General features: G+C 56.0%; 9 protein-coding genes. 1 reads left to right on the top strand and 8 read right to left on the bottom strand.

The features are described 5' to 3' along the window. Positions 1 to 397: 397 nt before the first annotated feature. The 3 genes from AB0O97_RS19890 to AB0O97_RS19900 all read right to left on the bottom strand — a co-directional run bounded on the left by AB0O97_RS19890 (position 398) and on the right by AB0O97_RS19900 (position 2290). Positions 398 to 814: a hypothetical protein gene (locus tag AB0O97_RS19890; protein ID WP_363884976.1), complete on the bottom strand. Its 417-nt coding sequence runs from the start codon at positions 812 to 814 to the stop codon at positions 398 to 400. Between the two features lie 342 nt (positions 815 to 1156). Further along, positions 1157 to 1747 (bottom strand): hypothetical protein, encoded by a 591-nt coding sequence (locus AB0O97_RS19895; protein WP_363884977.1) that lies wholly within the window; start codon positions 1745 to 1747, stop codon positions 1157 to 1159. A 36-nt stretch (positions 1748 to 1783) separates the two neighbouring features. Beyond that, positions 1784 to 2290, bottom strand: a complete 507-nt coding sequence (locus AB0O97_RS19900) for a DM13 domain-containing protein (protein ID WP_363884978.1) — start codon at positions 2288 to 2290, stop codon at positions 1784 to 1786. 1968 nt (positions 2291 to 4258) lie between these two features. On the opposite strand from AB0O97_RS19900, the gene AB0O97_RS19905 reads away from it, so the two are divergent. Continuing rightward, positions 4259 to 4684, top strand: coding sequence for a GNAT family N-acetyltransferase (locus AB0O97_RS19905; RefSeq protein WP_363884980.1), 426 nt, complete (start codon positions 4259 to 4261; stop codon positions 4682 to 4684). Positions 4685 to 4779: 95 nt separating this feature from the next. Here AB0O97_RS19905 and AB0O97_RS19910 read toward each other — a convergent pair whose 3' ends face one another. From AB0O97_RS19910 to AB0O97_RS19930, 5 genes are all read right to left on the bottom strand, one after another. Continuing rightward, positions 4780 to 5424 (bottom strand): hypothetical protein, encoded by a 645-nt coding sequence (locus tag AB0O97_RS19910; RefSeq protein WP_363884981.1) that lies wholly within the window; start codon positions 5422 to 5424, stop codon positions 4780 to 4782. Between the two features lie 449 nt (positions 5425 to 5873). Beyond that, complete coding sequence (locus AB0O97_RS19915; RefSeq protein ID WP_363884983.1) at positions 5874 to 6758, bottom strand: hypothetical protein; 885 nt, start codon at positions 6756 to 6758, stop codon at positions 5874 to 5876. Next, positions 6755 to 7780, bottom strand: a complete 1026-nt coding sequence (locus AB0O97_RS19920; protein WP_363884984.1) for a TniB family NTP-binding protein — start codon at positions 7778 to 7780, stop codon at positions 6755 to 6757. Before AB0O97_RS19920 ends, AB0O97_RS19915 begins: the two co-directional genes overlap by 4 nt. Next, positions 7771 to 9879 carry a Mu transposase C-terminal domain-containing protein gene (locus AB0O97_RS19925; RefSeq protein ID WP_363884986.1) on the bottom strand — a complete coding sequence of 703 codons (2109 nt, stop codon included), beginning with the start codon at positions 9877 to 9879 and terminating at the stop codon, positions 7771 to 7773. Before AB0O97_RS19925 ends, AB0O97_RS19920 begins: the two co-directional genes overlap by 10 nt. Then, positions 9876 to 10643, bottom strand: a complete 768-nt coding sequence (locus AB0O97_RS19930) for a TnsA-like heteromeric transposase endonuclease subunit (protein WP_363884988.1) — start codon at positions 10641 to 10643, stop codon at positions 9876 to 9878. The genes AB0O97_RS19925 and AB0O97_RS19930 overlap by 4 nt, the downstream gene beginning before the upstream one ends. Between the last annotated feature and the right edge of the window lie 175 nt (positions 10644 to 10818).

Genomic DNA, 10818 nt, shown 5'->3' on the forward strand with positions numbered 1-10818 from the left:
CTGTCCTGTCTCATTTAAGTTGAAGCACGAAACCCCCGGAATCTAGAGGGTTGTCTCATCCATGATGAAGCAGATTAATTGCGCTTGTCTCACTTTAGTTGACGCACGTCGTCGAATCTCTGTTGTTTGGTAACTTCTGACGCCATCTGGGGACCCGTGGATAGCGGCCGTCGAATTTCGACCAACGACGGCGCTTGGTTCGATGGCCGGTACTGGTCATACGGCACCGTCTTACCCTCGGTGTCGCGACCACTTCAGTCTGCTCTATCCGCTTTTATCCGGAATTATCCAAAAAACGAGATAAAGGGACCGTTCCGCAAGTGGAACGCTTAGAGAGACAGTATTTTGACCTTCTGCGGGTGGTGCTTTGATTCTTGGCAAAAAATGGTCTTGGAGTTCAACCGAAGATCGTGACCAACCATGCCAAATACCCAATGAGCATTACCCCGGTCGCAAATGCGATTGTCTTCCGGGGAGGCAAACCGTGTCGTCGCGCCATGGACCACGTTCCCCATGCCGCGCCGGCCAACACGGCCAGACCCGAGACTAAGCCGATTATTGTTGCCCAGGTTTCCTCCCCGTCGTTCGACGTTGGATCACCAACCCAGATCCCCAGTTTCCCACCCAACGCTTGGACACCGAAGCCCAAGAACAGTGCTGGAACCAGCAGCAGCACAGCAGCGCCGGCATAGATGAGCACCAGATAGACGATCCCCAGCAGCCTCTTGTCTCGACGTGTTGGGATATTGGTTTCAGACTCCATGATCTGAATCATCCCACGGACTTCGCCGCGGACCTCATCGGATGTATTCATGCTAGACAGAGACCGCCAACACGGCATCGTTGGGCCGAAAACGCATGAAAAGGCTTGTCCTGAAGCCTCCTGGGTTGTCCTTTAGTCGAATATTCAACGGGGCGCCGGGTGGCCGGCTTTGCGAACTCTTGCAGTATCGGCCTCTACTCCAGCATCTGTGGGGATTGAATCCTATGTCGGGGACCTAATTCCCGTCGGAGTGGGCGGCGGGGAGGTTCTCGTCTATGCAGAAGCGTTCACTCTGATTTTCGACGTAGTCGGCCGACAACGAGATAGTTTGAAGCATCGAGCCGTCTGGGGTCAGGTCCCGCTCGCTGTTTCAGGAGTTCAAGATCTTTGACGTCATCCGACAAGGCGGCCCACGATGTACACGGCCTGGCAGATTAGGAATAACGATGGCGGTGAAAGGTACAGCCAGTTTTTGGCAGTCTTGAGTCTCTTTGATTCCGGTTCCCACACCAGTCTTGTCCGGACGATTCCAGCGAGGAGCATGGACAGGGCGACGGACAGAATCGGTGACAGGATACCCACCCACATAACAACCTCTCCCACCGTTGAGGTTGTTCCGATTGCGAAGGCCAGCCCCAAGACGAGAATAACGCCAGTCAGTAGTCCATAGCTGATAAAGATCAGCACAACCATCACAGTGGGGGCCGTGAAGTTCCCGTTCTTGTCCCGCACTGTGCAGAGATAGCCAAATCCGGGCAGCGATATCAAGAAGGCCAAGCCAATTAGGGCACCAAGATAGGACGTCATGGACCCGCTAAATTGGACTGAATTTTGGAAGGCAACGGCTAGGGTCCAGGCAATGTAGATGATGAGAAGTGCTGTGGATGTGGTGCCCCTCAGAAGCCCAATGCTGTGGCGGGAGATTTGGGCGGTGACTGTGCCGCGGTCCGCTTCGGTAATCTTTACGTCGTGAGGTTGATCCATGCTGGTCCCTTTTGGTCATCGTTAGCTAAAGGTGGCTTATTTTTCTAGCAGATTTGCTGACCCGAAGGCCTCACCGGTGGTGTTGTTGTAGATCGTGATGCTTCGGGCCGCCTCGGGGAAAAAATCAATCATGTAGCTCAGGTTGTAGCTCTGCGTTCCAGTGATGGATTTTAGTTTCTCGAGCATGTAAATGGTGGGTTCATTGACGACGTTGTACCCGTCCGCATTTTTGGTCATAGCACCCGTGCTCGCGGTCAGATGCAGTTCGTCCCCATCGTCCCCAGGGCTAGTGGAAAAGTCTTTTAATTCCAGAGTCAGGCTATCGGGAGTCTGGGTAATGATGGCCTCGCCGCTTGTTGGAACAGCCTGAGAAACGAATGTTCCGGACAGGGTCTTAGAAAGTGGTGCGGTAGCAATTGGGCTAGAGCTTACTGATTCCACCGTGGGGCTCTGGACTGTCTTGATAGGTGCTGTCGCGGTCGTGCAGCCCGAGATAGACGACGTGGCAATAATTCCAACTGCGAGTAATCGAACAAATTTCATGGTTCCCCCAAATGAGTTACAGGCCTACTGGCTGATCTTCAATACATCGAAACACAGCAACACTACGCTTTACATCAACCCGTAGGTGGAACCTTGAGCGATACACCGCACTCTCCGGATTCTGAGTTCAGATTTTCGATATATGGCGGTGCTGATCTGCTGAGGCGCGCAGCCACCTGTTCGCATTTCTCCCGGTTGGCGCAGCTCGAGACCGGCGGGCGTGCATAGCTTGTTCCGATGCGGACCCCGCGATCTCCGCTTAACTTCGGCGCTGGAAACTTCGCCAGACCGACGGTTGCTAGCATGAGACCATGCGAACCATCACAGCTATAGCCACCCTTGCACTCGGAAGTTTGCTTCTTTGTTCGTGTTCGGCAGGTGGGGTGAGCATACCGCTGGGATATGAAGAACTTTCACACTGCACACCAGAATTGTTTGAAGCGGAAGTTCTGCAGGACCTAGGGGAACCTGGCTGCAACCTTCAAGGATCTTCTATCGTTCTCCCAGATGGAACAACGCTAGGAATTAGCGAGGTAGGAACCGTCCAAAGCCAACAGTTCATGTCTGGCGATGGATCTCAAAGCCCTGAGTATCTGGTGGTGAATTGGGGTATTCCAGGCGTCGGAGTCAGCAAAATAATGGCTGGGGAAACCGTCAGTTGGGCAAGTAGTGACGCCGCACGGAACCTTCAAGAGCAACAGCTTCGGCTCTAGTCCTTCATACGCCCGAGCCTGAGCAGATGCCCGTGAACCAACGATGAACGGGGCGTTTCGAAGACTGCCTGATTTAGAGGTTGCCAAGAATTTGCGGGCTCGGGTTGCTGGAGCAAAATTTCTGGGTGCCTGACGGTAGTGCAACGTCTGGCACGCTCCAGTCGATCCGAATTTGGGGTTCTTACCAAGAGACGTAGGTAGTCGCGAATACCGAGAGTGAGATTCGACTCTAGCGACGCGGGTCCAGCGGCCCATGTTTCTTCGGTGGTAGCGTCTTTTTCCCGGCGAACCTTCCCGGTTCACTAATGTATTCAGGGTCCCAGCTCCTAGCCCATGCTTTGTGGCGATCCCAAAGCGCTTCTACCAGGGCTGAATTTCCGGTTTTAATGTCGCATCCTCCGTCATAGGGATGGAAGAGCCACTCAATGCCAGGTGGGCAAATCGTGATGCTCCATGCCTTTTCCTCGGCTACCGCAAGTATGAGCTGGCGCAGGTGGTGTGAATCTAGACTTGTCCGGGCAATGTAGTTGTGTTCCCACCAGACGTATTCCGGATCTGTATTGGAGGGGTCAGAAAGGGATGTCTTCACGTGGGCCAGCTTGGGGAAGATCTTTGTCGTGGACAGCCTGGGGTTGTGGTTTGTTTACCAAATGAGTTTGACCGGTTGCCAGGACTAGCAAATCGGAGCTTCCAGTGCCTGATAGTAGGCCAAGTTCGTAGATGAGGGTCAAGTTCCGATACACGATTTCTCGTCGCTCCCCAGGATTATCGGCGTATTGCTTCGAGTCCGGTAGTGCATGCAGTCTCAGCTCGGAACCGTTGGCTTCCTTGCTGTATAGCCAACTGTCGTGGAACCAGTCCAGTTCTATTTTGGGATAGGTCGTATCCCAAATGGCAAGGAAGCGCTTGGCATCATCGTGATTCACAGACTTCATTGGTTCAAATTAGCAGCCGATGGAATTAGTTGTTAGTTGGCTGCTGAGGAAGACTTAGCTATGGTACAAAACGAGCCCAGTCAATTCCTTGATCTGCCGCCATTTTTTGCCGCAGATCGAGTACATATACTTGACGGAAGCAATCAAATCCAGGGTATACCGATGTCATTTCAGGACTCGTCCGCTCGGTCCTCGCACGTCCGTACAGGAACGCCCTGCGGGCCAGGTGCCGGCTTGGATTACGTGGGGTTGAACTAAAAATTGACAAGACAAAAGTGGCTTCTGCGTGCGTGGACAATTCTTCGTGCCAGACTGGCTCAATGTCTCCGTTCACGTTGTCTACATCTACAGCCATCGCCGATGCCGAGATCCTTTCGCTCTACAAGTCAGTTGGCTGGACGGCCTACACCAACAGTCCGGATTTGCTCTTCCAAGCGGTCAAAAGTTCTTCCTTTGTCGTATCTGCCTGGAACGAAGTCGGCAAACTAGTCGGACTCGCTCGGACGATTTCCGATGATGCAACAATCTGCTATCTCCAAGACATTTTGGTTCATCCGGACCTTCAAGGAACGGGCATAGGGCGAGCCCTCTTTGAACAAGTAAAAGACAGATATCATCACGTTCGACAGACAGTTCTCATCACGGATGACGAGCCCCAGCAGCGTGCTTTCTACCAGTCCTTGGGGCTGACCGAGGGATCTGACTTCAGTACAGGACCGGTGCGCGTCTTTGTTGAATTCCGGTAGCCCAGGGTGGATCTAATGCTGCATCCTCAGCTATTTGAGGAGCGTTCAGGGACGTGCAGCCGGCCCGATTGCGGAACTGCATACGAAACATCAGACTATCGCGGGGCAACCGATTCGGCGATGCGCCGTTTTAGTGTTGCGGCGAAGTTCCTGTAGTCGTCATAAGCCGCGTTTTCTTGACTCCCGATTTCGGTGAGCTGAGCTTCCATGGCACCTAGGGCTTCCTCATTACGGTTGAGAAGCCACAACGCGACGGGCGCGCGGAACACGGACTGCCATCTGCGGCCTTTTCCCGCCATAAGTGCCTGGGACATGGTCTCTAGAGTCGCCATCTTGCGCATGTAGGGCAGGCCAGCGGTTTCAATGCACGCCACGATGTCTGCAATAACATCATCGTTAGTTTCAGGTGTGTCGCGATAGAGCCGCCAGTTCGTGACCTGTCCTGGCCTTGCTAAATAGTGCAATGGCTCAGACATAGTTGATGGCATGTACTGATGGAACTTTTCACCTTGGATTTCAGCCAAACTGCGTTCCAGTGACTGGATACGCGCACCGCAGACAGGATTCATATTTAGCTGGCCAGGGATACCGGCTCGACTGGCGTAGTTCAGCCCGAGCCAGCCAAGAGCATCATCATCTAAGCCAATCGTGAAGATCTCTCCAGCACGCTTCTTGAAGCCGATGCCCGCCAGGGCATCACGCAATGCCCCCAGCCCTGGATGCTTCTCAGAACTCACCATTTCGTCCCAATACTTCCTATTCGGGTATCGCCGTTCGGGCCGCCCAAGAGAGAATCCTCTGGCGCAGGGCTTCCTGTCCTCAGGACCAGGTCCTAGGATTCAAAACACACCACACCCGCCAAGACGCTAATCTCCTGATCACACTGTACGACCAGAACGGGCAGCCCTGCAGCAAAGTCGAGGAATTCCCCAACATCCCACTGCCGAAAAGAACGAGCCCTTCATTGCACTTGGAACTCTCGCAACGTCCAAAAGGGGGGTCCCATTTAGACGTGGGCAAACCGTCCCGCAAGCCGGTCCCTCACCGGACAAAATAGCCGTTGACCTGCACTTTTTGATAGGAAAGATCCACGGGTGTCCGTTTGACCCGTCCGGTGGCTCGTCCGGTGAGCGGGCGACATACGGTACAGGCTTTGGCGGCGCACAGGTATCTTGGTGCCGGGTTTTGATCATCTGTTCTTAGGCGGGAGGATTGTGTCGGATCCGCGAAATTCTGCTGTCCAGTTGGTTTCCATCCAGTGCCGAAGCGGATCGAATGCGCCCTGCGGTGTCCAGCCATCGGTGATCTCATTGCCGACTCGGTCGAGGAAGGCTTCGGGATGGGGTGAGCGAGCAATGTAGCGCCAGCGTGGGGAGGCGATCGCTGCAGTGAGCTTGACGATGGAGGGGTAGAGGGCCGCGGCAACAAGTGCCTGGCTGTCTGCTTGCCGGGGATGGCCGGCTGTCAGGGCTTCGTAGGTGTTCATGGCGGCGCTGAAGTGCTGAAATTGGTCATACCAGCTCCAGTTTATGACGTCGGAGATGTGGAATGCGCGGCGTACTTGTGCGTGTCCGTGTCGGGTGATGAGGTTCTTGTGGTGGTGCCAGGCTTCAATGATTTCTGGGCAAGCGGCGATGTTGAATTGGTCTGCGATTGTGCCGATGCCGTCTCCGATCCAAAGCTTGTGGTCGGGGCAGAGGGTGCGTTCGTGGGTGGTGTAGACCTCCACGTAGGGGCCCGCGCCTCGGGCCAAGGTGCAGTGGCGGCAGGCAGGTGCGTGCCTAGTGCGGATTGGCCGGCCAACGAGTTTTAGTCGAATTATCGGATCCGGGTGGCTGTTGGCCAGTTGTGGCATTGCCAGCACGAGGATGCCAGGAGGGGTGCCGTTCCACGTGGCGAGGTCATACATCCACGGCCGTCGATCCCAGCGTAGTGTCTTGATGAGTTCGCCGTGGGTGAGCACGTTGGCGCTGTTGATGCGCCGGATGAAGGACCGTGTTGTCTCATCCTGGTAGGGCCGCACCGGTCTGGGTAGGGGGCGATCCGGTGCTAGTCGGTAGTGGCGTGTAGTCATTGGATGGAAGGGTTTAGTGCCGCTGGCCGGGGCGCGATGGATTCGGCGGCGTGATCCAAGATGATGTCGTCGAGCAGGGCTCGGTCTATTCGTTCTGTGCCGTTGAGGATGGCCAAGATGGCTGCTTCGCGGATGAGGTGGGAGAGACTGCTGATGCTGCCGCCCGTGCGGTGGTGCAGGTACTGGCTCTGGGCCGTGAGCGTGTCCGGTACGTGTTCGTGAAGGCGCAGGCCATTTTCGAGAGTCGCGACGAGTGAGTCCCATTCTTCGGTGAGCGGGAAGGGGCCGGTGGTCATTAGCACGGATCGGCCAGAGATTTGCCGGCCCCGCATGCCGGTGAACAGGCCGGAGTTCTCTACGTTGATGCCCGCGTAGACGAAGGTCGCTTGCATGTGTTCGGTGAAGTATTTGAGGTGGTCGGACATGTCTTCCCCGGCACTGGTGGCCAGGTTGAGGTTGTGGATTTCATCGACGATGACCAAGTCAGTTTTGGCCATGGCGAGGACTTGGCAGACGGCGTCGGCTATGTCTGTGACGTTCTGTCTGGCTCGGTAGGGCAGGCCGAGGAAGTTCGCGAATTCGCTGGCGAGTTTCTTGGGGGAGCCTTTTGGGGGAGTGGTGATGTAGACGACCGGGATCCGGTCGCGCTGGTCGGGGTATTTGCGTTTGACGAGTAGTTCGTGGGTTTTGCCTAGGAGCTTGATCGCTGTGGTCTTTCCTGACGCCCAGGGACCTGAGACGATCAAGCCTCGGCGGGCGCTGATCTCGCGCTGGTTGAGCATCACGAGTATTTTGCCCTGGTTTGCAATTTTGCGGACTGTGGATGTTTCTGCCAGGACGAATTCTGAGTGGTAGCTGATGCGTTGTTCGTCGTAGGTTTCGCGCCGGGCCACACTCATCGCAGCCAATACGGCGGTGTGGACTAGCTCGACGGTGGGTGCGGTGGAGGCCACGAAACTACGCCAGCCCTGCAGCGTGGTGGTGGGGGCTCGACCGCTGGTTGGGAGTTCTGTTACCACCATTTGTCGGCCTCCTTTTGGGGGTCATAGATCTTCAACGGAATGATCTTGGCCGGGGGTGGGGAGTCCTTTTCCTGGTCCGAAGCGGCTTCGATAGCTGGTTCGATCGTTACTGGGGGCTTTGCTTCTTCCGGGGGTTGGCCGACGTGGGGGCGCGGGCGTTGGGAGCTGATGGCAGCCTTGTTGCGGGCTACTGCTCGTTGATTCTTTCGTTGCCTTGCCGCGGGTTTGGCTGGCGGGGAAGCCTTGTCGAGGATGGCATCAACTGCTGCCTTGATGCTCTCTTCCGACGGTGTCGTGACGCCGCGTTCTGCGACGACTTGGCGGCCGTAGTTCCAAATGTCGTCGCCAAAGGGTTGGGCTCCGGCGGAGAGTTGACGCCAATACGCGGTAATCCATCCGCCGTCTTGGTGGTTGCGGATCCAGACGCAAGCTGCGTCGTAGGGATCGAATTTGACCTCCCAAAGGCCCTTGAGGTTCTTCATTCCGGATTTTTGGCCACGGTAGGGGTTCAGGTCCTCGGTGTCGTACACGCGGTGCCGGATCTTGACTCCATAGCTGTTGATGACCCGAGTTTCCGCGGGCATCAGTTCGAGGTAGTCTTCGGCGCTGAACGGTGCTGGAACGTAGCCACTGACGGATAAGAGGGCCGCGTACTTTTCATTGGGTGTCAACACACGAGATGGGGTGAAGGGATCCCGCAATCCGTCATGGGGTCGGTTCTGCCAACCCGTGACGATCCACTCGTCCAGGAGGTCTTGGATCTCCAGCAGGGAGAAGACGGCTTGCTGCTCGGCGTTTTTGCCACGACGTTCCACCGAAGAGCCGAGATATCCGGTTACGTACTGGGCAAACAGCGTGCCGATGGACTGCAAAGTTCGCTCGATGACGGGTTTGTCGGTAGGAGTGTCTGGGTGGGCAGGTTGGAGATTGATGCCTTGGCTACGGCAGGCGCTCTTAAAGGTGTTGGAGAGGTAGGCCTTGCCATGGTCACAGACGATGGTTTCGGGCACGATGACGGGTTTCGCAGCAGCCCCTGCAAGGCGCTCATCGATTGATTTCATGAACCGGTAGGGCAGTGCTGAAGCTGCCATGGAGGCGGCCTGTGACCAGCCGGGCCGCATGAGCTCTGGCGTCATGCAACGTGCCAGTAATAAAGCCGCATCGACGGCCTTGGTGGTGGGGCGGATGACGGCGGCCGGGATGCTGCGTGTGGCAATATCAACCATCGCTGTCAGCTCGACCCGTCCTATGACGCCGTCGTCGAGTTCGACGGCGATATCTAGGGGAGTGGAGTCGATCTGCATCAGTTCTCCTGGCCTGACCGGGTAGACGGCGCTGAAGGGCGCTGCCGGTTGCTGGGCCAGAGTGCGTCGGGTGCGGGCTGACCCCGTCGCGTGTCGGCCTTCAGCGATCCGTCCGACCAGACGGTGGAAGGTTGCTCGCGACGGTAAGGGCACAGTCCCTGGGCCATATTCGCTCTCCAGCCTTTTACGTACCTGACTCATTAGCCGATCCATGGACCCTGTTGACTGTTGCGTGTTGGCCTCCAAAATTGAGAGCAAGACATCGACGACTCTTTGATCGGTTTGTCCCACGATAGGGACGCTGCGGATGAGCCGTCGATCGATGAGTCCAAGCAGTCCTTGCTTCTCATAGGCGTAGCGCAGTCTCTGTAGCGAACCAATACTGAGCGTTTCTCCGAGCTCTTGTAGCTCAACTAATTTGGCCTGTTCACGCTGGCGCATCGACGTTCGCGTTACATCAAAGTCGCGGCGCGCGGTCTGCCCCGTATCAGCGTTACACGGGACGCCATCCAGGATCTCGGTGACGTGCCCTTCCATCCACCGCGCTCGTTTCTGCACTTCAGGGGGCAGCGAGTCAAACAGCATGGACGGGCCCGTGATCCGCCGCTGTGATGACCGTGAGCGCAGGACTTTGAAATTTTCATCGGCAATTAGTGAGCCAATCTTGATGGCCACAGGCGCCTCGCTGCGAGCCGAAAGTACCGCGGTATCGCCGTCAAGGGCAGTAAGCCGGTACGTGACGCCATAGAATTCGATGTCGTCACCAAGCCGTAGAAGATCGGGTTTAGTTCTCATGGTGAGTCCCTTAGCTGCACAGCTGCGTCGAATTGAAGAAGTCTGCCCTCGAGGTCCGTGACGAATTCCTGCGTCCAGAGCATGTGAAACAGCGTTGGCAGGACGATGACGGATTCACCGGCAGCTATGGTTAGTTCGCTCACTGATGAGGGTCCAGAAGACATTAGATGTTTTCTCATCAGTGCTGCGGGTGCTTCACGCAAGCATCGTGGATGGCGGTATCCAGCAAGCCATCGGAGGTTGGCCCGGTAGATGGAAGGTAGTTCCCCTAGACGTTGATAGGTCCAACCAACTGAAGCGCACAGTCGTGCTGTGGCCTCAAAAACTTCCTGGTCGGCAGGTTTCACGCGGGAATCGGGCCGAATATCAATGAGGACGGCGCTACCGTCGAAGCGGCGAACGAAATAATCTGGCACGTGCGAATGCTGGGGGAGTGAGGCTGGCAAGATGATACGAAATGGTTGTGAGGAGATTCCTACGACATCGGGGTCAAAGTCCAAGCGCATTAGCTGATCGCGTTCACACCAGGATTCAAATCCGATGTGGCGTTGGATAGTTGCGCACCACCAAAGTCCGGCAAAATTACGTTGGCCTTTGAACGCGGCCGGAGCACGAATGGGTTGGGCGTGTTCAAACGGGATCATCCAGCAGTCAGCCAGTTGGGAGGTTGTTGGGGCGCTGGTGAATTGCTCCCTGAACAACAGGGTGCCTGCTGGAGCGTGGTGCCCGGCGAGAGCGTCGGACGCCGCGATTGAGCGTCCCATAGTGTGAATTTTAGTCCCGGCAACGGTTCGACTACGTCAACTAACTTGGGACACGCCGGACTGATGCCTTAACTGAAGTGAGACGCAGCTGGCCAATGCCTCATCTGTAATGAGACAAATAACCCTGATGCCTTAACTAAAGTGAGATTGCCTTAACTGTAATGAGACAGGACAA

Source organism: Specibacter sp. NPDC078692 (assembly GCF_040686835.1).
In the GTDB taxonomy this organism is placed as follows: domain Bacteria; phylum Actinomycetota; class Actinomycetes; order Actinomycetales; family Micrococcaceae; genus Specibacter.